This is a genomic window from Streptomyces sp. NBC_01241 (genome assembly GCF_041435435.1).
Lineage (GTDB): Bacteria > Actinomycetota > Actinomycetes > Streptomycetales > Streptomycetaceae > Streptomyces.
Map to the genome: position 1 here is coordinate 4206600 of NZ_CP108494.1, position 23797 is coordinate 4230396.

17 protein-coding genes and 1 pseudogene are annotated in these 23797 nt (G+C 70.0%); 11 read left to right on the forward strand and 7 right to left on the reverse strand.

Annotation, left to right across the window (positions count from 1 at the left end; translation table 11 throughout):
- Positions 1–323: 323 nt before the first annotated feature.
- Together OG306_RS18675 and OG306_RS18680 are read left to right on the forward strand one after the other, a co-directional pair.
- Complete coding sequence (locus tag OG306_RS18675; protein ID WP_266747249.1) at positions 324–1223, forward strand: D-alanyl-D-alanine carboxypeptidase family protein; 900 nt, start codon at positions 324–326, stop codon at positions 1221–1223.
- Between the two features lie 122 nt (positions 1224–1345).
- Positions 1346–3355 carry a PA14 domain-containing protein gene (locus OG306_RS18680; RefSeq protein ID WP_266747250.1) on the forward strand — a complete coding sequence of 670 codons (2010 nt, stop codon included), beginning with the start codon at positions 1346–1348 and terminating at the stop codon, positions 3353–3355.
- Positions 3356–3430: 75 nt separating this feature from the next.
- Here the strand turns inward: OG306_RS18680 and OG306_RS18685 are convergent, their stop codons facing one another.
- Genes OG306_RS18685 through pdhA form a run of 3 tightly spaced genes read right to left on the reverse strand, consistent with a single transcriptional unit; the run spans position 3431 to position 7027 of the window.
- Positions 3431–4834, reverse strand: a complete 1404-nt coding sequence (locus OG306_RS18685; protein WP_266747251.1) for a dihydrolipoamide acetyltransferase family protein — start codon at positions 4832–4834, stop codon at positions 3431–3433.
- A 10-nt stretch (positions 4835–4844) separates the two neighbouring features.
- On the reverse strand, positions 4845–5825 hold the full coding sequence (locus OG306_RS18690; protein WP_266747252.1) for an alpha-ketoacid dehydrogenase subunit beta: 981 nt from the start codon (positions 5823–5825) through the stop codon (positions 4845–4847).
- 2 nt (positions 5826–5827) lie between these two features.
- The gene (pdhA, locus tag OG306_RS18695) at positions 5828–7027 is read right to left on the reverse strand and encodes a pyruvate dehydrogenase (acetyl-transferring) E1 component subunit alpha (RefSeq protein ID WP_266747253.1); all 1200 of its coding nucleotides are present in this window, start codon (positions 7025–7027) and stop codon (positions 5828–5830) included.
- A 341-nt stretch (positions 7028–7368) separates the two neighbouring features.
- Between pdhA and OG306_RS18700 the strand changes: the two genes are divergently transcribed.
- The 3 genes from OG306_RS18700 to OG306_RS18710 all read left to right on the forward strand — a co-directional run bounded on the left by OG306_RS18700 (position 7369) and on the right by OG306_RS18710 (position 9772).
- Positions 7369–8028, forward strand: a complete 660-nt coding sequence (locus OG306_RS18700; protein WP_266752290.1) for a response regulator — start codon at positions 7369–7371, stop codon at positions 8026–8028.
- Between the two features lie 195 nt (positions 8029–8223).
- Positions 8224–8658, forward strand: a complete 435-nt coding sequence (locus OG306_RS18705) for a pyridoxamine 5'-phosphate oxidase family protein (protein ID WP_266747254.1) — start codon at positions 8224–8226, stop codon at positions 8656–8658.
- Between the two features lie 121 nt (positions 8659–8779).
- On the forward strand, positions 8780–9772 hold the full coding sequence (locus tag OG306_RS18710) for a phosphotransferase (RefSeq protein WP_266752292.1): 993 nt from the start codon (positions 8780–8782) through the stop codon (positions 9770–9772).
- A 47-nt stretch (positions 9773–9819) separates the two neighbouring features.
- On the opposite strand, the gene OG306_RS18715 is transcribed toward OG306_RS18710, so the two are convergent.
- Positions 9820–11469, reverse strand: coding sequence for a protein kinase domain-containing protein (locus tag OG306_RS18715; RefSeq protein ID WP_266906081.1), 1650 nt, complete (start codon positions 11467–11469; stop codon positions 9820–9822).
- Positions 11470–11764: 295 nt separating this feature from the next.
- Here OG306_RS18715 and OG306_RS18720 point away from each other — a divergent pair, with 295 nt between their 5' ends.
- The 6 genes from OG306_RS18720 to OG306_RS18745 all read left to right on the forward strand — a co-directional run bounded on the left by OG306_RS18720 (position 11765) and on the right by OG306_RS18745 (position 19582).
- Positions 11765–13417: a protein kinase domain-containing protein gene (locus OG306_RS18720; RefSeq protein WP_266747256.1), complete on the forward strand. Its 1653-nt coding sequence runs from the start codon at positions 11765–11767 to the stop codon at positions 13415–13417.
- A gap of 365 nt (positions 13418–13782) precedes the next feature.
- Entirely contained in the window at positions 13783–14340 is a 558-nt protein-coding gene (locus tag OG306_RS18725) for a hypothetical protein (protein WP_371665514.1), read from the forward strand.
- Positions 14341–14424: 84 nt separating this feature from the next.
- Positions 14425–15054: a PadR family transcriptional regulator gene (locus OG306_RS18730; RefSeq protein WP_266747258.1), complete on the forward strand. Its 630-nt coding sequence runs from the start codon at positions 14425–14427 to the stop codon at positions 15052–15054.
- Positions 15055–15258: 204 nt separating this feature from the next.
- A complete protein-coding gene (locus OG306_RS18735) occupies positions 15259–16038 on the forward strand; it encodes an ABC transporter ATP-binding protein (RefSeq protein ID WP_266747259.1) in 780 nt (259 codons plus the stop codon).
- A complete protein-coding gene (locus OG306_RS18740; RefSeq protein WP_266906079.1) occupies positions 16035–18881 on the forward strand; it encodes an ABC transporter permease in 2847 nt (948 codons plus the stop codon). Before OG306_RS18735 ends, OG306_RS18740 begins: the two co-directional genes overlap by 4 nt.
- A 152-nt stretch (positions 18882–19033) precedes the next feature.
- Positions 19034–19582, forward strand: coding sequence for a bacterial proteasome activator family protein (locus tag OG306_RS18745; protein WP_323183884.1), 549 nt, complete (start codon positions 19034–19036; stop codon positions 19580–19582).
- 260 nt (positions 19583–19842) lie between these two features.
- Here OG306_RS18745 and OG306_RS18750 read toward each other — a convergent pair whose 3' ends face one another.
- The 3 genes and pseudogenes from OG306_RS18750 to OG306_RS18760 form a co-directional block, all read right to left on the reverse strand.
- Positions 19843–20829: an NAD(P)H-quinone oxidoreductase gene (locus tag OG306_RS18750; RefSeq protein WP_266747261.1), complete on the reverse strand. Its 987-nt coding sequence runs from the start codon at positions 20827–20829 to the stop codon at positions 19843–19845.
- Positions 20830–21064: 235 nt separating this feature from the next.
- Positions 21065–22201, reverse strand: coding sequence for a potassium channel family protein (locus OG306_RS18755; protein WP_266747262.1), 1137 nt, complete (start codon positions 22199–22201; stop codon positions 21065–21067).
- Positions 22159–23610 (reverse strand): annotated as a pseudogene (locus OG306_RS18760) (molybdopterin molybdotransferase MoeA). Before OG306_RS18760 ends, OG306_RS18755 begins: the two are co-directional and overlap by 43 nt.
- Positions 23611–23797 lie beyond the last annotated feature (187 nt).

Here is a 23797-nt window from a genome sequence, read left to right on the forward strand (position 1 = left end):
CAGCATAGATACAAGATGCGTGCACGATGGCACACGTCCGGGATCCGGACGGTGAAACCTCGGCCGACCGCGTCGGAACCGACCGATGGAGCGGGACGGACCCGCACGGCGTGACGCGATCGACATCAACGACATCGCGTACGGGGCGATGGGGCCCGGATCCGGCGGGGGCGCACCGGACGACGCGCCGAGCCTTGCCCTGAACCACCCGTGGCCCCGGAATTGCCCCAGGAATCAGCACATCCATCCCCGGGTCTCATGAGTCTGATTACCGAGCGGCATCCTTATGAGGCCGCATTCCAGGGGCATTTGGAGCGTTCAAGTTGAAAATCGGCATCAAGGGTATAAACCGTATTTCGGCCGCTGCCACCGTGGCCCTCACCGCGGGTGCTGTCATCGCGGGAAGCGCGTTCGCCTCCACGGCGCAGGCCGCGACACTGCCCACCCCCACGATTACCGCCAAGGGCGGTTACGTGATGAACAACGGCACCGCGAAGTCCCTGTACTCCAAGGCCGCGGACACCCGTCGCTCCACCGGCTCCACCACCAAGATCATGACTGCCAAGGTCGTCCTGGCACAGAAGAATCTCAACCTGGATTCCAAGGTCACGATCCAGAAGGCGTACAGCGACTACATCGTCTCCAAGGGCGCCTCGTCGGCCCACCTGATCGTGGGTGACAAGGTCACCGTCCGCCAGCTGCTGTACGGCCTGATGCTGCCGTCCGGCTGCGACGCCGCGTACGCGCTGGCCGACAAGTTCGGCTCCGGCACCACCCGGGCGGCCCGCGTGAAGTCGTTCATCGGCAAGATGAACACCCAGGCCAAGTCGCTCGGAATGACGAACACCCACTTCGACTCGTTCGACGGCATAGGGAACGGCTCGAATTACTCGACGCCGCGCGATCTGACGAAGCTCGCGAGCAACGCGATGAAGAGTTCCACGTTCCGCACGGTCGTGAAGACCAAGTCGACCAAGCAGAAGGTCACCACGAAGAGTGGTGGCTACCGCTACATGTCGTGGTCCAACACCAACACGATGCTCAGCAGCTACAGCGGCGCGATCGGCGTGAAGACCGGTTCCGGCCCGACGGCCAAGTACTGCCTGGTCTTCGCCGCGACCCGCAACGGCAAGACGATCATCGGCACGGTGCTCGCCTCCACGAACGCGACCACCCGGACCGCGGACATGAAGAAGATCATGGACTACTCCTTCAAGAAGTAGTCCTCCAACCCCGCTCCCCGGGTCGCGAGGAGGGGCCCGCCGTGCCGTACAGCGGGCCCTTTCCTGCACCCGGCCGCGGGCTCTCTCCCCCCGTCATTCTGCCTGAAAGGGCAATACGCACATTGACCACCATTCCTCGTGGGCGGCTTCGCAGCGTCGCCGCGCTGTCGGTCGCCGCGACCTCCTGCAGTCTGCTCACCGCCGTGAGTGCCACGCCCGCTGCTGCGGCGACCAGTTGCACCTCGCCGGTCTTCAAGCGGCAGTTCTTCGCGAACACGTCGTTCTCCGGTACGCCGAAGAAGACCGACTGCGACTCTGTCATCGACCAGAACTGGGGCACCGGCGCCCCCGCCTCCGGCCTGCCGAAGGACAACTTCGGTGTCCGCTGGTCCCTGACCCGGGACTTCGGCTCCGGCGGCCCTTTCGCCTTCACCGCGGCGACCCGTGACGGCATTCGCGTGTACCTCGACGGGGTGCGCAAGGTCGACATCTGGAAGAACGTCTCCACCACCCAGAAGAAGACGGTCAACGTCACCGTCCCCGCCGGGAAGCACTCCCTGCGCATCGACTTCGTCAACTGGACGGGCCCGGCCAACGTCAAGTTCGGTTACGCACCGAGGACGTCGGCCACCGTCGACAAGGTCAAGCCGCTCAGCCCGGTCGGCGTGAAGGCGGTCCTCGACAACGCCACGGCGAACGCCAAGGTGACCTGGTCCGCGAACAAGGAAATGGACCTCGCCGGCTACCGCGTCTACCGCCGGCCCAAGGGATCCAGCACGTTCACCCTCGTGAAGACGACCACCGCAACCTCGTACGCGGGGGTCCCGCCCGAGGGCGGGAAAACGTACTACTTCGAGGTCCGCGCCTATGACAAGGCCGGGAACGTCTCCACCGGCAGTACGGACATACCGCTGACCACCGTCGCCGTCATCCCCCCGGCGGACTTTGCCGCGAAGGGCATCGACGCCGGGATCGTGCTGACCTGGAAGCCTGTCCCGGGCGCGGTCCGCTACAACCTGAAGCGCGACGACCAGCACGGTCACGTGTCGGTCCGCTCCGTCACCGCCACGGCCTTCACCGACACCACGGTGAAGCGCTCCGAGAAGTGGACCTACCAGGTGGCCGCCGTGGACGGCGCCGGACGCGCCTCCGCGTACGGCCCCGCCGTCACGGCCTACCGTCCGGTCGCGGCGCCGCGGAACATCGTCGCGACGCCGGGGATCAGCAGTGCGACCTTCACCTGGACGACCGATCACTCCGTCGACGGCGATGTGTACGACTTCCACGTCTACCGTTCCGAGACGCTCCCCGTGGACACCTCGGCCGCACCGATCCGCTGCAGCACCACCTGGAAGACGCTCGGCGACGGGCGGCTCCAGTACACCTGCACCGACACCTCCCCGGCCGGCGGCCTCACCTACCACTACGTGATCAAGGCCTACGACAACTCGGGCAGGGAGTCGGTTCCTTCGGCCACGGTCGAGGTCACCACGCTCGCCAGGGACTGGACCCCGCCCGCGCCGGTCACCGGGCTCACCGCCAAGGCCACCGAGTACGGCATCGAGCTGCACTGGAACGCCAACACCGAGCCCGATCTCAAGCGGTACGTGGTGTACCGCGGAGAGCTGATCGACGGCGAGGACGAGCGGGTCTGCTACGGCACCTCGTCCGAGTACCTCGACGCGGCCACCACGTCCTACACCGACGAGCGGCTGCCCGACGGTGAGGAGCGGTGCTACTTCATCGACGTCGAGGACACCTCCGGCAACTCCAGCTTCCGGATGACGCACAGCGCCGAGGTCGCCGTCGTCACCGAGCTGGACCTGACTCCGTCCGTCGAGACCCCGGCGGGCTCCCCGCTCACGCTCACCGCGACCCGGGGCACCACCGGTACCTCGGTGGACCTGTCCTGGAACACGGTCGCCGATGCGACGGGCTACCTGGTCGAACGGTGGAACCCGACCGCGGGCGCGTACGAGAAGCTGACCGCCGATCCCGTCACGGACGTGTCGTACACGGACGCCACCGCCCCGACCGGCACCACCCACTTCTACCGGGTGACCGCCGTGTACGCCGACGACACCCGGTCGGCGCCCTCCGCGGACTGGGTGATCCTGGCCCCCGCCGAGTGACCTGACCCGGCAGAAAAGCGGGCCTGCGCGGAAGGAATCCCCGCGCAGGCCCGCTTCTTCCGTCTCACACGGCCATCAGGACCAGGTGATCAGCCGCTTGGGCTGCTCCAGGATCGCGGCGACATCCGCCAGGAACTTGGAGCCGAGTTCGCCGTCGATCAGACGGTGGTCGAACGACAGTGCCAGCGTGGTGACCTGACGGGGCTTCACCTTCCCCTTGTGGACCCAGGGCTGGAGCTTGATCGCGCCGACCGCGAGGATCGCGGACTCGCCCGGGTTCAGGATCGGCGTACCCGTGTCGACGCCGAAGACGCCGACGTTGGTGATCGTCACCGTGCCGCCCGCCATGGCCGCCGGGGACGTCCTGCCCTCACGCGCCGTGGAGACCAGCTCGCCCAGCGCCGCGGCGAGCTCCGGCAGGGTCATGTCGTGCGCGTCCTTGATGTTCGGCACGATCAGACCGCGCGGGGTGGCGGCGGCGATGCCCAGGTTGACGTAGTGCTTGCGCACGATCTCCTGGTTCGCCCCGTCCCAGGCGGAGTTGATCTCCGGGTTGCGCCTGATCGCGACGAGGAGCGCCTTGGCGATGATCAGGAGCGGGTTGACCCGGACCCCCGCCATGTCCTTGTCTTCCTTGAGCTCCGCCACCAGCTTCATCGTGCGCGTCACGTCGACGGTCACGAACTCCGTGACGTGCGGCGCGGTGAAGGCGCTGTCGACCATCGCCTGGGCGATGGCCTTCCGCACACCCTTGACCGGGATACGGGTCTCCCGCACACCGGCAGCGACGGAAGCCGGCGCCTCGGCGGCGGGGACCGGCGCCGCCTCCACCGCGACGGGGACCTGCGCCTGGGCCGGTACGGGCGTGGCCGCCGCGTGCACGTCCTCGCGGGTGATGATCCCGCCCTCGCCGGTCGGGACGATCGTCGCCAGGTCGATGCCCAGGTCCTTGGCCAGCTTGCGCACCGGCGGCTTGGCCAGCGGCCTGCTCTCCCGGACGGTCGCGGCGCCGTGGCCGTTCAACTCGCCCTGGATCGCGGCCGCCGCGGCGGGCGCCGGGACCTCGGCGCCCTTGCGGGCGCGCCGCTTCGTGGAGGTCTCGGCGACGCCGTACCCCACGAGGACGGGCTGACGTCCCTTGGGAGCCTCGGGCTCCGGTTCCGGCTGCGCGGCCGGCTCGGGCGCCGGGGCCGCGTCACCGGTGCCCGGGGCCACGTCCACGGCGATGATCACCTGGCCGACGTCGACGGTCGCGCCCTCGGGGAAGCGCAGCTCGTGCACCACCCCGTCGTACGGGATCGGCAGCTCCACGGCCGCCTTCGCCGTCTCGACCTCGCACACGACCTGGCCGTCGGTGACGGTGTCGCCGGGCTGGACGTACCACTTGAGGATCTCGGCCTCGGTCAGTCCCTCGCCCACGTCGGGCATCTTGAACTCACGGAAGCGAGCAGCGTTGGAAGTGTCGGTCATCGTTGTCACGCCCCAGTCCTCAGTACGCCAGCGAACGGTCGACGGCGTCGAGCACACGGTCGAGACCCGGCAGATACTCGTCTTCCAGCCGCGCCGGCGGGTACGGGACGTGGTAGCCGCCGACCCTCAGCACCGGTGCCTCCAGGTGGTAGAAGCAGCGCTCGGTGATCCGGGCGGCGATCTCGGCCCCGGAGCCGTAGAACACCGGCGCCTCGTGGACCACGACGAGCCGGCGGGTCTTCTCGACCGAGGTCTGGATGGCGTCGAAGTCGATCGGGGACATCGAGCGCAGGTCCAGGACCTCGATCGACTTGCCCTCCTCCTGGGCGGCCGCGGCCGCTTCCAGGCAGACCTTCACCATCGGCCCGTACGCGACGAGCGTCAGGTCGGAGCCCGTACGCGCCACCGCGGCCCGGTGCAGCGGACCGGGGATGGAGTCGGTCTCGACCTCGCCCTTGTCCCAGTAGCGGCGCTTCGGCTCGAAGAAGATGATCGGGTCGTCGCTCTGGACGGCCTGCTGCATCATCCAGTAGGCGTCGCTCGCGTTCGAGGGCGAGACCACCTTCAGGCCCGCGACGTGCGCGAACAGGGCCTCGGGGGACTCGCTGTGGTGCTCCACGGCACCGATGCCGCCGCCGTACGGAATCCGGACGACGACCGGCAGCTTGATCTTGCCGAGCGCCCGGGCGTGCATCTTCGCAAGCTGCGTGACGATCTGGTCGTACGCGGGGAAGACGAAGCCGTCGAACTGGATCTCCACGATGGGCCGGTAGCCGCGCAGGGCCAGGCCGATCGCCGTACCGACGATGCCGGACTCGGCGAGCGGGGTGTCGATCACCCGGTCCTCGCCGAAGTCCTTCTGGAGTCCGTCGGTGATCCGGAAGACACCGCCCAGCTTGCCGACGTCCTCACCCATGATGAGGACCTTGGGGTCGGTGTCGAGAGCCTTGCGCAGCGACTCGTTGAGAGCCTTCGCGATGGACATCTTTTCCATGGCCATGGCTACTTGCCCTCCTCGGCGGAGTCGGAGTCGGCGAACGATGCCTGGTAGGCGGCGAACTGGGCGCGCTCCTCGTCGACGAGCGGGTTCCCGTCGGCGTAGGCGTGGTCGAAGATCGCCATCGGGTCGGGATCGGGCATCGCCCGTACCGCCTCTCGCACCCGCTTGCCGAGGGTCTCGCTCTCCTCGTCCAGGGCGGTGAAGAACGCCTCGTCGGCGCTGCCCTGCTTCTCCAGGTAGGTGCGCAGCCGCAGGATCGGGTCCTTGGCCTCCCAGGAGGCGCGCTCCTCGTCCGCCCGGTACTTCGTCGGGTCGTCGGAGGTGGTGTGCGCGCCCATCCGGTAGGTGAACGCCTCGACGAGCGTGGGCCCTTCCCCCCGGCGGGCCCGCTCCAGCGCCGACCTGGTGACGGCCAGGCAGGCGAGTACGTCGTTGCCGTCGACCCGGACTCCGGGGAAGCCGAAGCCCTGGGCGCGCTGGTAGAGCGGGACGCGGGTCTGCTTCTCGGTCGGCTCGGAGATCGCCCACTGGTTGTTCTGGCAGAAGAAGACGACCGGGGCGTTGTAGACCGCGGAGAAGGTGAAGGACTCGGCGACGTCTCCCTGGCTGGAGGCGCCGTCGCCGAAGTACGCGATCACGGCCGAGTCCGCGCCGTCCTTGGCGACGCCCATGGCGTAGCCGGTGGCGTGCAGGGTCTGCGAGCCGATGACGATCGTGTACAGGTGGAAGTTGTTGCTGTTCGGGTCCCAGCCGCCGTGGTTCACACCGCGGAACATCCCGAGCAGATTGGTCGGGTCGACACCCCGGCACCAGGCGACACCGTGTTCGCGGTACGTCGGGAAGACGTAGTCGTCGTCGCGCAGGGCCCGGCCGGAGCCGATCTGGGCGGCCTCCTGGCCGAGCAGCGAGGCCCACAGGCCCAGCTCGCCCTGGCGCTGCAGGGCGGTCGCCTCGGCGTCGAAGCGGCGGGTCAGGACCATGTCCCGGTACAGGCCGCGCAGTTCTTCGGCGGTCAGGTCGATCTCGTAGTCGGGATGCTCCACCCGCTCGCCCTCGGGCGTCAGCAGTTGCACGAGCTCGGGCTCGGAACTCTGGGGCGTCTTGGCGGGCGTCTTGGCGGACGTCCTAGCGGGCGTTTTCACGGCGCTGGTCCGCTTACTGCTGCGTCGCGGTTTGCTCGCGGCAGTGCTCTCCACGGTCACGTGCGTGCTCCTCCGTCGGTCCGGCCCCCGGGGTCTGCCGGGAAACCAGTGCGGCTCGCCTGTGTCCGTACCCGTGCACGGGGTGGGTGCCGCTCGGTCCGGGAAACAGGCGTGACAGGTGCCCCGGCGAGCGCCCTGCCAAAAGCACGTTACCCAGTACGCCGCATAACTGCGAAACCCTATCTGACCTGCAATTTTGCTTGGATTTCCAAGTAAATCGAAAAAGTCGGGAACTCTCGCTGGTCACAGCACTGGGAACAGCCTTGCAGGCTGCCGGGACAACGGCACGTTATCCCGCCGTTCGGCGGCAGGGAAGAGGCGAGTGTGTGAGACTGCGTTTTGTGCGCGAACAAGGAAAAATCACCGTTTTTCTGCTGGACGACCACGAAGTCGTCCGGCGCGGAGTCCATGAATTGCTCTCGGTCGAGGACGACATCGAGGTCGTCGGCGAGGCCGGCACGGCGGCGGACGCGCTGGTCCGCATCCCCGCGACCCGCCCCGACGTGGCGGTGCTCGACGTACGGCTGCCGGACGGGAGCGGGGTGGAGGTCTGCCGGGAGATCCGTTCCCAGGACGAGAGCATCAAATGCCTGATGCTGACCTCGTACGCCGATGACGAGGCACTGTTCGACGCGATCATGGCGGGCGCCTCGGGGTATGTGCTGAAGGCGATCCGCGGCAGCGAACTGCTGAGCGCGGTTCGGGACGTGGCGGCCGGGAAGTCGCTGCTGGACCCGGTCGCGACCGCCCAGGTGCTGGAGCGGCTGCGCGACGGAAAGAAGGGCCGGGGCGACGACAAGCTCGACAGTCTCACCGATCAGGAGCGCAAGATCCTCGATCTGATCGGGGAGGGGCTGACGAACCGGGTGATCGGCGAGCGGCTGCACCTCGCCGAGAAGACGATCAAGAATTATGTCTCCAGCCTGCTCTCCAAACTGGGCATGGAACGGCGCTCGCAGGCCGCCGCGTACGTGGCCAGGCTGCAGGCCGAGAAGGGCTGAGAACGAGGCGGGACAGCGAGAGGCGGCGGGAAGCGGCGGGGCGGCGCGGCAGCCGGACGCTGCGGGGCGCGGCCGGAAGCACCCGGGCGCGCACGGAGCGGCCGTGGTCGTCGGTGGTCTTCGGGACTTTGGTCCCGGCCCACCTGGGGCTGCGGCCTCTTTCTACGGTCTCCCCGGTGGCGGAGAGTGAAGGGCATGTCCTCTGAGGAACTCCACGCGATCGATCTGCTCGGCCGCGTCCCCTACGGCCGGCTGGCGACGAGCATGCGAGCCCTCCCGATACTGGCGATCGCCCGTCACATCGTCGTCGACGGCCGCGTCGTCCTGCGGATGCACCGCGGCCTCGGCTACCACGAGGCCTGCGACGGCACGGTCGTGGCGTACGGGGCCGACAACTTCAACACCACGCCCTCGGGGGACGACGGCGAGCTGTGGTCCGTACAGTTCACCGGTCCCGCCGAGATCGTGCACCCGACCCCCGAACAGCGGGAGCGCTTCGGCGCCGACCCCACCCGGATGAACGGGGAGCCCTTCGCCCCGGCCTACCTCGGGGTCGACCCGCACTTCGCCTCCGTGCACACATTGGGCCTCCCACGCAAGTCAGCCGAGCCGCAACGCAGCGTGATCTAACATCTGGTAAGTGCCGCGCTCATCTGTAACCCTTCCGTCTGCTCCGCCGGTCGGCGAGGTGCTGTGCTCCTCCGCGCCCCGCTCCGCAGTGCCTCGGCCACCCGTTCCTCCGGTGGACGAGGTGCTGCGCCGCTACCCGGACGCCGGTGAACCCCTCACCTGCAAACCAGTCACTCAAGGCCTCCTCAACCACGGCTACCGCGTCTCCACCACCCGCGGCCGCTACTTCCTCAAGCACCACCTCGACGACGCCACCGCCGACCGCGCCACGATCGTCCGCCAGCACCGCGCCACCCAGCGGCTCCAGTCACTCGGCGTGCCCGTCGCCCCGCCCGTGGAGGACACCGAGGGCGACACGGTGACGGAGATCGGCGGCCGGTGCTACGCCCTGCACCCCTGGGTCGACGGGCTGCACCGGGCCGGCGCCCAGCTCACCGCCGCCCAGTCTCAGCGGCTCGGGGCGCTGCTCGGGGCCGTGCACACCGGGCTCGAACAGGTCATGGAGGCGGGCACGGGGCTCGCGGGGCGGTCCGGCGGGTACCGGAGCCCCGACGCCGCCGACACGTTCGCGCTGATCGACGACCTGCTGGCGGCCGCGCGCGGGCGCCGCCCCCGGGACTCCTTCGACGAGCTGGCCGAACACCGTCTCCTGGAGCGGCGGGCCCTGCTGGAACAGCATGCCGACCGCAGACCGCCCACCCCCGGCGTCCCGGCCACCGGGTGGGTGCACGGCGATTTCCACCCGCTGAACGTCCTCTACCGGGGCACGGACCCGGTCGCGATCGTCGACTGGGACCGGCTGGGGGTCCAGCCCCGCGCGGAGGAGGCGGTACGGGCCGCGGCGATCTTCTTCGTGCAGCCGGCCGGGAAGCTGGAGCTGGAGAAGGTACGGGCGTACGCGGGGGCCTACCGGCGGGCGGCCGGGGCGGGGGCGGCGGAACTGGCCGCGGCGGTGCACCGCGTGTGGTGGGAGCGGCTCAACGACTTCTGGATACTGCGCTGGCGGTACTGCCTGCACGACCGAAGGGCCGACCCGCAGTTCCCTGCGGTGTCGGCCCTGGCGGTCTGGTGGACGCGCGAGTACGAGGCGGTGTGCGAGGCGTTCACGGGGTGAGACCTCGCGCGTTCACGGAGTGGGAGCCCGCCGTGAACGCTGCGGGGTCACGGGGTGGTGCCGCCGCCCGATACGGGATTGCCGCCAGGTCCGCCGAGGGACCCCCCGGCCGCATCGCTGCCCGTAGCGCCCGTACTGCCCGTACTCGTATCGGTGCCGCCGCTGTCACCCGCACCCGAGCTGCTGCCGTCGCCCGTACCTGAGCTGTCGCCGCTCGTACCGGTGCTGCCGTCGCCCGTACCTCCCGCGCCGCCGGTCGCCGTACCCGTACCGCCGTCGCCCGTATTCGGCGCGGACGGTTCCGTCGACGGAGGCTCGGACGACTGGCTCGGGGTGACCGGCGGGGTGTAGGGCCGCTGCTTCGGGGGCGAGTTCTGCTGATTGCCGGTGGAGCTCTCCGGCAGTTGGCTCTGCTCGCTCTGCTGGTCGCTCGGCTCGGGCGAACTCTCCGGCGAGGACGGTGAACTGGAGGTCGTCGCGGGCGTCTTCTCCTGCTTCGTGTCGCCGATGTCCGCGGCGTAGACCGCGATGGCGACACCGGCCCCGATCGCGATCAGCGCGAGCACGATGAACAGCCACAGCTTGCCTCGGCCGCCCCCACCTCCGCCCCCGTGTCCGCCTTCGTAGCCCCCGTCGTCGGGGTTCATCGGCGGCAGGATCGGGCCCTGCGAGGTGTCCCCGTGCTGCGGGTGGCCCATCGCCATCGTGCCACCGGTGATCCCCATCGCCGGCGTGTGGCCGCCCTCGTGCATCGCGACCGGGCCGGTGTTCCACGTACCCGTGTGGCCGCCCTGCACCTGGAGCATCTGCAGGCCGTACTGGACGAGGCCGCGCATCTCCTCGGCGCTCTGGAACCGGTCGTCCGGGTCCTTCGCGAGCGAGCGCATGACCATCCCGTCCAGCTCCGGCGGCACCGCGCCCAACACCTCGGACGGCGGGACCGGAATGTCCTGCACATGCTGATATACGACGGAGAGCGGCGTCTCGCCCGTGAACGGGGGCCGCAGCGCCAGGAGTTCGTACAGCAGGCAGCCGGTGGCGTAGAGGTCGGATCGGTGGTCGACGGCCTTGCCCAGCGCCTGCTCGGGGGAGAGGTACTGCGGCGTGCCCATGACCATGCCGGTCTGCGTCATCGTCGACTGCGCGCCGTGCAGCGCACGGGCGATGCCGAAGTCCATCACCTTGACCGCGCCCGAATTCGTGATGATCACGTTGGCGGGCTTGATGTCACGGTGCACGATGCCGTGCTGGTGCGAGTACGCGAGGGCTTCCAGCACGCCCGAGACGATGATCAGGGCCTGCTCGGGCGGCGGCGCCTCGGCGCTGAGGAGCAGTTCGCGGATGGTGCGGCCCTCGACGAGCTCCATCACGATGTAGGGGACGGTCTGGCCGCCCACCACGTCCTCGCCGGAGTCGTACACGGCGACGATGGCATGGTGGTTGAGGCCCGCGACCGACTGCGCCTCGCGCGTGAACCGGGCCTTGGAGACCGGGTCCTCCGCGAGATCGGAACGCAGGAGCTTCACCGCGACCGTACGTCCCAGCCTGACGTCCTCGGCCGCGAAGACCTCCGCCATTCCGCCCCGGCCGAGCCGGTGGGTCATCCGGTAACGTCCGTCACCGACGACGCCGTCGATGCCCCAGGAGTCGGTGCCATCCGAAACTCCGCCGCCGTTTGCTTCGGAATCGGGTGCCATCAGTCCTCGCCGTCGTATCTGTCCGCGCGTCCGCGGGTTCTCACGGTGTCTAGCTGCATTGCCACGTCACGCTACAGCCTCTGCCGGGCACACCGTTTCCGAGAGGGACCGGTCATCCAATCGCCCGGCGCGCCGCCCGGGCAAATTCGATGCGGATCCTGTAACGCTTCCGAGACGCTTCTTGTGCGTAGGGTCACGGAACGGGCACCCGGCTTGACGTGTCGTACCCCTCGGGCAGACTTGGCGCGTAATTAGGGATCATCGCGTCAGTCGCGCGCCGAGGGGGAAGCAAGTCATGAGCCAGGACGGCGCACACGGCGCTCAGGGGCGCTACGCGGGCGGTTCGGTCGCCGGCGGCCGATACCAGCTTCGCGACCTGCTCGGCGAAGGCGGGATGGCGTCCGTATATCTGGCCTACGACTCCGCTCTGGACCGCCAGGTCGCGATCAAGACGCTCCACACGGAGCTGGGCCGCGAGCAGTCGTTCCGCGAGCGGTTCCGGCGCGAGGCACAGGCCGTTGCCAAACTGCAGCACACCAACATCGTCTCGGTCTTCGACACCGGCGAGGACGAGCTCGGCGGCGCGGTGATGCCGTACATCGTCATGGAGTACGTGGAGGGGCAGCCGCTCGGCTCCGTACTCCAGGCGGACATCCAGCACTACGGGGCGATGCCGGCCGACAAGGCGCTCAAGGTGACGGCCGATGTGCTGGCCGCGCTGGACACCAGCCACGAGATGGGCCTGGTCCACCGCGACATCAAGCCCGGCAATGTGATGGTGACCAAGCGCGGTGTCGTGAAGGTCATGGACTTCGGCATCGCCCGCGCCATGCAGTCGGGCGTCACCTCGATGACGCAGACCGGCATGGTCGTCGGCACCCCGCAGTACCTCTCGCCCGAGCAGGCCCTGGGCCGCGGGGTGGACGCGCGCTCCGACCTGTACTCGGTCGGCATCATGCTGTTCCAACTGCTGACCGGGCGCATCCCGTTCGACGCGGACTCGCCGCTCGCCATCGCGTACGCGCATGTCCAGGAGGAGCCGGTCGCGCCCTCCACCATCAACCGGTCGATCACCCCGGCGATGGACGCGCTCGTCGCCCGCGCGCTGAAGAAGAACCCGAACGAGCGCTTCCCCAGCGCCGCGGCCATGCAGGACGAGATCGCGCGCGTGCTGAGCGCGAGCGGGCAGCCGGGTGCCCCGGTGATCGTCGCGGGCGGCGGCGCCCCGGCGAACAGCGGTTCGGGCGTCGGCTCGGCGGTCTTCCCGCCGGTCGACCAGTCCACTCCGGCGCCGCAGAACGTGCAGATGCCGTACCAGCCGGGCCCGTACCAGTCGGGGCCGTACGGTGCGCCGGCCCCGGCGCCCACTCCGGCCCCGTCATACGGCTATCCGCAGTCGGCTCCGGCGTATCAGAGCCAGGCGCCGATGTCTCCCATGTCCCCGATGCGGCAGCAGACCCCGCCGCCGTACACGATCGCGCCGCAGCCCCAGACGCAGGGCGGCTCCGGCGGGGGCGGCACCAGGCGGAACATGCCGGTGATAGTCGGCTCGATCGTCGTCGCGCTGGTCGCGATAGGCGGGCTGATCACGGTGCTCATGCTGAAGGACAACCCGGGTACGAAGGGGGCCTCCCCCAGCGAGTCGTCGGCGTCGAGCGAGCACAAGGATCCGGAACGGAACCGGACGATGAAGACCGATGCGTGCACGGACCCCATGGAGAACAGCGACGACCCGAACAAGGTCGACGCACCGAGTTTCCTCTACAAGGACATCCTCTCCGCGAAGGCGTGCGCGGACGCGGCGGGCTGGACGATCAAGCAGATCAAGGTGCCGGGGAACGCCTACGCGGAGGACCAGGTCATCGACCAGTTCCCGACCTCCGGAACCGCCGTGCCCAAGACGGGCGCCCACTTCGAACTCCGCATCGCGACGGGCGACCCGGCCTGACCCCGTCCTGAGCCGGCGCGGTACGCGCGTGCACGGCGGGCGCGGTACGCGGCAATGACGGGGGTGAGGGCGACCCCCCGAAGGCGTCACATATCCGAGATGCCGGACATATCGCCACATGTGACGCTGACCGCATGGCTCAAGGACTTCTCCCATCGCGACCCACGAGGTGTGTGGTCTGCCTCATATTCTCGGCGGGCGCGGCACTGGGGGCCGCGCCAGGCCAGGCGCACGCGGACCGCCGCGCCCCAGGCGGGGCGCCAGGGGCGGTCAGCGGCTCGGTGACTCCTCCCGCGAGGGCCTCCGCCGCACCTTCCGCCCACCTGTCCACCGACCCCAGTGCCCCAGGCGCCCAACCGTCGGACGTGGGGTCGGCCATCCCTTCGGTCACCTCTTCGGCCGAACCCTCGGCCATACCGACGACCACCCCCTCGGACGGCGGCTCGGCCGCCCCCGCCCCCGCGCCCCCGGCGCCTGCGCCGCCCTCCTCCCCAGCATCCGGTTCCGCTTCGGCCTCCCCCTCCGGCCCGCCGTCCGCCGCCGCGAACACGAAGTCGCCGCCCCGCGAAGCACAGTCCCCGCTCGCCGGGCGCGAGGCCGGTGAGGGGCGGCTGCGACCCGGACGGCCGCTCGCACCCGCGGACAGTTCTTCCACCGAGGCCGACGAGGCCGAAGCGCCCGCCGAGCCCGTCCAGCCCGACGCACCCGACACACCCGACACGTGGCCCACGGCGACCGATCCGGAGCCGGTCCCCGCCGCGATACCCGCGGCGAGCACATCCCCCGAGCCCGGCCGACTCGCGCCGCAGGCCCTCGACAGGCCGGCCGTACAGCGCGTGCAGCGGATGTCCCTGGGCGCGGGAATCGCGCTGATAGGGCTGGGGCTGGGCTTCCTCGCGATCCGTATGCGCCGCTCGGCCTGAGATGGCCCCACGGTCCCGCAACCGGCGCGCAGGCACGCCGAGCGGCATTTGCATCGACCAACATACTGGGTATACATACTCAGTATGTCGATCCGTCACGGGCTACTGGCCCTGTTGGAGCAGGGGCCCCGATACGGCTCGCAGCTCCGCACCGAATTCGAGTCGCGCACCGGCTCCACCTGGCCGCTGAACGTCGGCCAGGTGTACACGACGCTGAGCCGGCTGGAGCGCGACGGCCTGGTCGTCCAGGACGACGAGGACGACCAGGGGCACGCCCTCTACGCCATCACCGACGACGGCCGCACCGAGCTGCGCAACTGGTTCGAGACGCCCGTCGACCGCATTAGTCCGCCCCGCGACGAGCTGGCCATCAAGCTCGCCATGGCGGTCGGCGCGCCCGATGTGGACATCCGGGCCGTCATCCAGTCCCAGCGCCACCACACCCTGAAGGCGATGCAGGACTACACCCGCCTCAAGGCACAGGCCCTGGCCGATGTCCCGGCCAACCGCGACGAGGTCGCCTGGCTGCTCGTAGTGGAACAGCTGATCTTCCAGGCGGAGGCGGAGGCCCGCTGGCTGGACCACTGCGAGTCCCGGCTGGCCCGCCTCGCCGAGGCCGCCGCCACGGAGCCGGAAGCCGAGGTACGTACGCCCGGCCGCACCCCGGCAGGCCGCGTCCCTGCCCGTATCACCCGTCCGCGCAGCCGGCACTGACCACCAACCACCCGCGTACACCCGGCACGTACCCGGACTATCCGGAACCCGGCGCCCCGCGCCCGCCGCCCGCCGCCCGCCGCCCGCCGCCCGCCGCCCGGCACAAACTCCGCAGCGCCCGCATACGCACCCGGCGCCGGCCACGGACCGCATCCGGGTCCGCCGCCGGCCGACATACCTGTTCCAAGGGGGGAACCACCCACCATGTCCTCACGCGCCCCGTCCCGATCCGCGTCCTCGTCCGGCACACCGCTGTCGGTCGACGCACCGGTGCTCGAACTCCGAGCGCTCACCCGCACCCACGGCACCGGCGTCGCCGAAGTACACGCCCTGCGCGGCGTCAACCTCGCCGTACACACCGGTGAACTCGTCGCCGTCATGGGCCCCTCCGGCTCCGGCAAGTCGACCTTGCTGACCATCGCCGGCGGTCTCGACACCGCGACCAGCGGCCAGGTCATCATCGAGGGCCAGGACATATCCGGCCTCGGCCGCAAGGGCGTCGCAGCCCTGCGCCGCCGCAGCGTCGGCTATGTCTTCCAGGACTACAACCTGATCCCGGCGCTGACCGCCGCCGAGAACATCGCCCTGCCGCGCGAGCTCGACGGGGTCTCCGTGCGCAAGGCCCGCAAGGAGGCGCGGGCGGCCCTGGAGGAGATGAAACTCCTGGAGATCGCCGACCGGTTCCCGGACGAGATGTCGGGCGGTCAGCAGCAGCGCGTCGCGATCGCCCGCGCACTGGTGGGGGACCGGCGCCTCGTGCTCGCCGACGAACCGACCGGGGCGCTCGACTCCGAAACCGGCGAGGCCGTGCTCGCACTGCTGCGCAACCGCTGCGACCAGGGTGCGGCCGGTGTGATGGTGACGCACGAACCGCGCTACGCCGCCTGGGCGGACCGGGTCGTGTTCCTCCGGGACGGTTCGATCGTCGACCAGACGCTCCCCGCCGACGCCGACTCGCTGCTGACCGCCGAGGGCGCCCAGTGAGCGTCTTCACGGGCTGGCGCGCCGCCCTCCGCATCGCCAGGCGCGACGCGACGCGGGCGAAGGGCCGCAGTGCATTGGTGGTCGCGATGATCGCGGTACCGGTGCTCGGCGTGACGGCCCTCGATGTGACGTACCGGAGCATGACGCCGACCGTCGCCGAGCAGCTGACCAACATAATGGGCTCCGCCGACGCGCTGTTCAGCGACGAGACGATGGGGCCCATCGAGCAGCTCCCCGATGGGGCGGTGAGCCACACCTACATGGGCGTGGACGACGCGCCGCCCGTGGAGAACGGCGACCCGCTCGACATCAGGACGACGTTCCCCAAGGGTTCGCGGGCGATCAGCATCCAGTCCGTCCCTGCGAGTGTCACCACCCGGTACGGCATCACGAACACCGACATCGTCGAGATCCGGACGTCGGACACGATGGCCCGCGGCAAGATCGACCTCGTGCGCGGCGCCTACCCGCACGGCAAGGGCGAGATGGCCGCCACGGAGCCGTTCATGAAGGCGACCGGGCTGCACGTCGGCTCGACCACCACCGTGCGCAACTCCGGCCGGACGTACACCGTCACCGGCGTGGTCGAGCTGCCCGGCGAGCTGAAGACCGAAGCGCTCTACGCCGACCCCGGTGCGGTCATCGCTCCGTGGAAGGCCGAGGCCGACCACGACAAGAAGGTGCTTCCGCCGAACGCCGGGTCCATGGACTGGCTGGTCAAAGGCCCCGCAGGGGTCGGCGTGACCTGGCCGCACGTCATGGCGGCCAATAAGTCGGGCGTGCTCGTCACGTCCCGGCAGGTCGCCCTCGACCCGCCGCCGGACTCCGAGATCCCGCTGATGGCCAGGAACCCACAGACCGGCGACAGGGGCTCCGAAGAGCTCAGTACGCCACTCGTCACCGTGATCGCCATGGCGGTCCTGGAGATCGTGCTGCTCGCCGGACCCGCCTTCGCGGTCGGTGCGCGCCGTTCCCGCCGTCAGCTCGGCCTCCTCGGCACCTGCGGCGGAGACAGGCGCCATGTCAGGGCCGTGGTGCTCGGTGGCGGTCTGGTGCTCGGTGGCATCGGAGCGGTGACGGGTGTCGTGGTCGGTCTCGGGCTCACCGCGGCTTTCCAGCCCGTGATCGAGAGCTGGGCCGGACACCGGTTCGGCTCTCTGACGATGCCGCCGCTGGAGTTGCTGGGCATCGCCGCGATCGGCCTGATCACCGGCTTGTTGGCGGCGTTCGCCCCGGCGATCGTGGCGAGCCGGCAGTCCGTACTGGAGTCGCTGACCGGCCGGCGCGGCGTCCGCCGCTCCTCCCGGGTGCTGCCTGTCCTGGGCACCTGCGTGCTGGCGCTCGGTGGCGCGATCGCCCTCTTCGGCGGCACCATCGGAGGTTCGGCACTGGTCGCCGGCGGATCCATCGTCGCCGAACTCGGTCTGCTCGCCTGCATCCCGGTGATCGTCGGCTTCCTCGGGCGGCTCGGCAGGAGGCTGCCCCTCTCGCCCCGGATGGCGCTGCGCGACGCCGCCCGCAACCGTGGTCGTACCGCTCCCGCCGTCGCCGCGGTCATGGCGGCCGTCGCGGGTTCGGTGGGCATCGCCACCTACATGTCCAGCTACTCGGCCGAGTACGAGTACAACTACGTCCCCTTGCTCACCAAGGGAACCATCGTTCTCTCGTCCTTCGACGAGGAGTCGGCCGAGCGGCTACCGCTGGCTCGGACGGCCGTGGAGCGGAACACGGCCGTCACCGGCGGACACGCGGACTTCCGACGGGTCTGGGCGGGCAGCGACTGCCGCCTCTACGAGGACAACCACTGCGGCACGCTGAAACTGGTCAAGCCCGACGGCAATGCACACAGTTGTCCGCTCACCCGCAAGGGGGCCAAGGAACTCGCCGCGCGGCTCTCCGCCGACGAGCACAAGAAGCTGACGCGTTCCCCCGCCTGCCTGACCGACCTGATGGCATCGAGTTTCTTCAGCACGGACGAGAGCAACATCGTCGTCGCGGATGCGGCCCTGCTCGACACGTATGTGAAGCTCGACGACCCCGCGGCCGCCGAGGCGCTGGCCGCCGGCACACCGGTACTCCTCAACCCGGTGTACGCGAAGAACGGCGAGGTGACCATCAAGTCGGTCCACCAGTACAGCGAGAAAGACAAGAAGAACTGGAAGCAGCACCCGGGCAAGGCACGGACCGCCGTCGACCAGCTGAAGGTGTACGTGGCCCCCGCCAGGTACGCCGCCACCCCCGGAATCCGCATGATCCTTCCGGAGCGGACCGCGGAGCGGCTCGGTCTGCACACCAGGGCGGCCGGAAGCGTGTATGCCGTCGCCCACGCCCCGACGAACGCCGAGGACCAGCGGGTTTCCGGTGCCATCGCGCAGGCCGGCGGCGGAATGTGGATGCGGTCCGATTACGGCCCCGGCCGGCAGGACAACACCGTACTGCTGATCCTGACCCTGTTCGCCGGGGTGGTGACCCTGGGCGCGGCCGCGATCACGACGGGCCTCGCCAAGGCGGACGCGGAGGCCGACCTCAACACCCTGAGCGCGGTGGGCGCGCCACCGGGCGTGCGGCGGAGGCTGTCCGGCTTCCAGTGCGTGGTGGTGGCCCTCACGGGTGTGGTGCTCGGCACCCTGGCGGGTCTGGTGCCCGCGGTGGCGCTACGTCTCGTCGACCTGCGGGAAGCACTGGCGCAGATGCGGATGGACCCCACCCAGTCGGCGTACACGCCGATCGTGCTTCCCTGGACGGCCATCGGTCTGCTCGTCGTCTGCGTTCCGCTGCTGGCCGGGCTCCTCGCGGCAGCGCTGACCCGTTCGCGCCTGGCCCTGGCACGGCGGGCCGGGTGAGGTTGCCAGCGGTGCGGTCGGCGGTGTGACCGGCTACGGCCGGACCGGCTGCCGTGGGCCGACCGGCCGATTCGGTGCCCCCGAAAACGGTGGATCAACCGTTTGCGGGGGCACCACCGTGTAGTGCGGCAGGTGTGCGAGACAATGGCGCCATGGAAATGCCGAGGAATGAACGGTCGCAGGAGCACCCCCAAGTCCTCGTGGTGGGGCAGGACGGCATGGCGATCGGCGGCGGTGGCACTGACGACGAGTCGCGTGAGGTCCCGGTGACGGAGATGGTCGAACAGCCCGCGAAAGTCATGCGCATCGGCAGCATGATCAAGCAGCTCCTGGAGGAGGTCAGGGCTGCTCCTCTCGACGAGGCGAGCCGGGTCAGGCTCAAGGAGATCCACGCGAGCTCCGTGAAGGAGCTGGAGGACGGCCTCGCGCCGGAGCTGGTGGAGGAGCTGGAGCGGCTCTCCCTGCCGTTCACCGAGGAGTCGGTGCCCTCCGAGGCGGAACTCCGGATCGCGCAGGCCCAGTTGGTCGGCTGGCTGGAGGGCCTCTTCCACGGCATCCAGACGGCGCTGTTCGCCCAGCAGATGGCGGCGCGGGCCCAGTTGGAGCAGATGCGCCGCGCCCTTCCGCCGGGGAGCGGCCACGAGGACGAGGACGGCAGCGGGGACCAGCACGGGGCCATCCGGTCGGGGCCGTATCTGTAGTCGATACGCCGCTATCTGTAGTCGATACGCCGCTCCGGCCCGTACGGTGCTCCGGCCCGTACGCCGCTCCGGCCCGTACGGCACTCCGGTCCGTACGTTTCGATGACGTAGCAACGCCAAGGCCCGGCACACGCCAAGGCCCGGCACACATGGTCGACGACCTGGGTGCCGGGCCCCGTTGTGCGGTGCGTGCGAGCGTGCCCGGTGGCGGGCGCAGGGACAGGGGCGGGTGTCAGCCCGCGGGAGTCAGCCTGCGGGAGTCAGCCTGCGGGTGTCCGCAGAAGCACCTTCCCGATGTGCGTGCTGGACTCCAGCACCCGGTGGGCCTCGGCGGCGTCGGGCATCGGCAGCGTGCGATCCACGACCGGCCGTACGACACCGTCGGCGATCAGCGGCCAGACATGCTCGCGCACGGCGGCGACGATGGCGGCCTTCTCGGCGAGCGGACGACCGCGCAGTGAGGTCGCGGTGATGGCGGCCCGCTTGTGCAGCAGGGCGTTCAGATTCAGCTCACCCTTGACGCCGCCCTGGAGGCCGATGATGGCCAGCCGGCCGTTGACGGCAAGTGCCTTCACGTTCCGGTCCAGGTACTTCGCGCCGACGATGTCGAGGATGACGTCCGCACCGGCGCCGTCCGTCGCCTTGCGCAGCTCTTCGACGAAGTCCTGCTCCCGGTAGTCGATCAGGATATCGGCGCCCAGCTCCGCACAGCGCGCCAGCTTCTCCGGTCCGCCCGCGGTCACCGCGACCCGTGCGCCCACGGCCTTGGCGAGCTGGATCGCCATAGTGCCGATGCCGCTGGATCCACCATGCACCAACAGCGTCTCGCCGGGGCGCAGATGGGCCACCATGAACACGTTCGACCAGACCGTGGCCGTCACCTCGGGCAGTGCCGCCGACAGCGCCAGATCGACTCCGTCCGGTACGGGCAGCAGCTGCCCTGCGGGTACGGCGACCTTCTCCGCGTAACCGCCACCGGCGAGCAGCGCACACACCTCGTCGCCGACCGACCAGCCACTGACGCCGGGCCCGATCGCCGAGATGCGGCCCGCGCACTCCAGGCCCGGGTACGGGGAAGCACCGGGCGGCGGGTTGTAGAACCCCTGCCGCTGCAGCACATCGGCGCGGTTGACCGCGCTGGACACGACATCGACGAGGACCTCGCCCTCGCCGGCTACCGGATCGGGCACCTCGGCCCATACGAGCGCCTCGGGGCCACCGGGTTCGGGGATCGTGATCGCATACATGGCGGCGAGGCTACTCCGTGGCACGGAACGGACGGAGCCGCGGAGCTGGACGGGCAACCATGCGGCGCCAGGAGGCGACTCCATGACGCGATGGGCCGAGCGCTGGGAGCGAGCCGGAACGACGGGAGCAGCGAGAGCAGCGAGAGCAGCGAGAGCGAGCCGAATCGGTAAAGTGCCCACCATCGACCCGAGGATGACGCCCATGACGAGCTCGCGCCGCCCGCGCGGTGCCCGGCTACGGGCGGGGCGCGCCTGGCACCGGGTGGCTCGGCGGTGGTTCGTTCGAGGCACGCACGATGGTGATCAAACGGTCCGTCAGCTGCAGAGGGCTGGCCGCCGGATCGTCGTATCCGAGCAGTCGATGCCCCCGCAACACGCTGACGACGAGGTCCTCGGTCTCCCGGACACTCTTGCCCACCTCGGCCTTTATCACCGGCCGTTCGACGAGGTCGAGACCGCTGCCCTGCTGGATCAGGTCTTCCATCACCGTGCCCGCGCTGGGACTGAGGACGGAGAGGCCGAGCAGCCGTCCCGCCGCGCTGGCGCTGGTGATCACCGCGTCGGCGCCGGACTGCCGAAGCAGCGGGGCGTTCTCCTCCTCGCGCACCGCGGCGACGATCTTCGCGCCGCGGTTGAGCTGCCGCGCCGTCAACGCCACCAGCACCGCCGTGTCGTCGCGCTGCGTGGCGATGATGATCTGACGCGCCTTCTGGAGCTCGGCACGCAGAAGAACTTCGCTGCGCGTCGCATCGCCGACCACACCCACGAAGCCTTCGGCGTTGGCGATCTCGATCACCTTGCTCGCCGGGTCGACGATGACGATCTGTTCCTTCTTCAGGCCGGTGGCCCGCAGGGTCTGGATGGCCGAACGGCCCTTCGTGCCGAAGCCGACGACAACGGTGTGGTCACGCAAGTTGGCTCTCCAACGCTTCAGCCGAAAATCCTCCCGGGTCCGTTCCGTAAGGACCTCAAGAGTGGTACCGACCAGGATGATCAGGAACAGCACCCGCAACGGTGTCACGAGCACCACATTGGTGAGCCGGGCGGCGTCCCCGTACGGGGTGATGTCGCCGTATCCGGTGGTGGAGAGGGTGACCGTCGCGTAGTACACCGCGTCCAGAAGGTCGACGTTGTCATCGGCGGCGTCGTGATACCCACTGCGGTCGAGCCAGACGATCAGCACGGTGACGGCAAGCACTATCAACGCCATCATCAGCCGTTTGGCGACCTGCCGCGCCGGTCCTTGGACGACCCTGCGCGGGAGCTCCACCCGCGTGGGCGCGACATGCTCGTCGGCGTGCCTGGCCATCGCATCGTGGCCGGGAAGTTTCACGTGAAACACCCTTCCGTCCACGGCGTCGCCGAGGCCCACGGCAAGTCGAGGATCTCCACCCCGGTGCCGGACCGTACCCCGCCCGGAGGTATGACGGCCAGTCCGTCGGCCGCGGCAATCCCCCGGAGCATCGCCGGACCGTTGTAATGCAGCGGTACGACGTACTCGGCACCGCTGCCGGCTCCCACGTTGCCGAGATTACGGGCACTGTCGTCACGGCCGCCCGCGCGGTGGACAACGGGTACCAGACGGGTGTCGTGCGGGTGCCCGTGCACCTCGTCGCGCACCACGGCCCAATACGGCGCCTCCGGCGCATGGCCGGCCAGCCCGCGGAGCAACGGCTCAGCGAGCGTGAGAAGCCCGGAGATGGCGGCCAGCGGATTGCCCGGCAGCCCGACGAGGTACGGGCCCGCATTCGGCCCCTCCGCCCTGAGCCTGGCCAGCAGCATCGGGTGGCCGGGGCGGACGGCGACGCCGTCGACCAGCAGCTCGGCCCCGATCTCGGCAAGGACCGGGTGGACGTGGTCGACAGGGCCAGAGGCCGTACCGCCGGTGGTGATGATCAGATCCGCGTCGGAGGCGGTGAGGGCGCGCCGGAGGACCACGGCGTCGTCGTCGAGGCGCTGCGGGGCGGAGACCTCGGCACCCAGGGCGCGCAGCCAGGGGCCGATCATCGGGCCGAGCGCGTCACGGATCAGCCCGTCGTGCGGCAGCCCACTGGTCAGGAGTTCGTCACCGAGAACGAGGACATCGACGCGGGGGCGGGGGACGGTGCCCAGCTCGTCGTACCCTGCGGCGGCGGCCAGGCCGAGGACCGCGGGCGTCACCAGGGCGCCGGCGGGCAGGAGTTGATCGCCGGAACGGCATTCCTAGCCTCGGGGCCTGATGTCCTGTCCTGGATGCACCTGGTGCGTCGCGTGGAGCAGCCCCTTGGACTCGTCCACGCGAGCGTGCTCGCTGCGGATCACCGCGTTGGCGTCCGCCGGGATGCGTGCGCCGGTGGCGATCCGTACGGCATCGCCGTCGGGGAGCGCGGCGGGGACGTGGTGCCCGGCCAGGATGCCCTGTTCTCGGCTCGGACGTGGGCTGAGGCGGGCACTCGGGCGTGGGCTTGTGTCGCCCTCCTCGCTTCCGCTTCCTTCGACTTCGCGGATGGCCCATGGTCCCGGTCCGGTGACGACCCAGCCGTCCATGGCGGAGGTGTCGAAGGACGGCAGATCGGTGAGTGCGACGAGCGGTTCCGCGAGGACGTGTCCGAGTGCCTGATCGAGGGGGAGCCGCCGGGTACGGACGGGAACGTCACGGCCCGACCGCGCGGCGAGCGCGCGCGCCTCCCGCCAGGGGTGCGCCCGGCCGGCCGGAGACGGGTACGGGGATGCGGATGCGCGCTCTTCGGCGGGGCGGGGCCGGTCCGTGGAGTTCGACGACCCCACGGGACAGGGCTCCATGAAGAGGGGCCAACCAGCAGACTGAGCTCGGTCCACGGACCGAGGCAGATCCGTGAAGCCGAGCCGATCCGCAGGCCGAGGCTGATCCACGGAGTGAGGCCGTCGTGACGGTTGGGGCTCATCCAACGACCGGCGCCCAACCAGCGCGAGGGCCTGTTCAACGGCCCGGTCCTCCTCGGCAGCCCGG